1 pseudogene is annotated in these 430 nt (G+C 67.2%); it reads left to right on the top strand.

From position 1 onward, the window contains the following. A pseudogene (locus DY468_RS24550) lies at positions 1 to 430 on the top strand (hypothetical protein); the annotation flags it as partial.

Below are 430 nucleotides of genomic sequence, written 5' to 3'. Positions count from 1 at the left end.
TCAACCTCGACCCGGTCGAGGCGGTGGTCGGTGATATCGATCTTCCGATCGACGTGAACCTCGACCTGTCCGGCATCAATCTCGGCGGCGTCACCGGGGCAATCGGTGGTGCGACCGGCGCACTCGGCGGCGTTACCGGGGCGCTCGGCAGCGCAACCGGCGCCCTCGGGGATCTCGGCAACCTGCTGACCGGCGATCCGTCGTCCGGCGGCACCACCTCGCCGGACACTGACCTGACGCTCAACCTTGATGCGGTTCTTCCCGGCGGTCTGCCGATCGACACCATCACGGCCGACCTGAACGTCAACCTCGACCCGGTCGAGGCGGTGGTCGGTGATATCGATCTTCCGATCGACGTGAACCTCGACCTGTCCGGCATCAATCTCGGCGGCGTCACCGGGGCAATCGGTGGTGCGACCGGCGCACTCGG

The organism is Rhodopseudomonas sp. BR0M22 (genome assembly GCF_010907035.1).
GTDB lineage: Bacteria > Pseudomonadota > Alphaproteobacteria > Rhizobiales > Xanthobacteraceae > Rhodopseudomonas.
The sequence above is the reverse complement of the archived record's forward strand: the minus strand, read 5'-3'. Positions and strand labels throughout refer to the sequence as shown.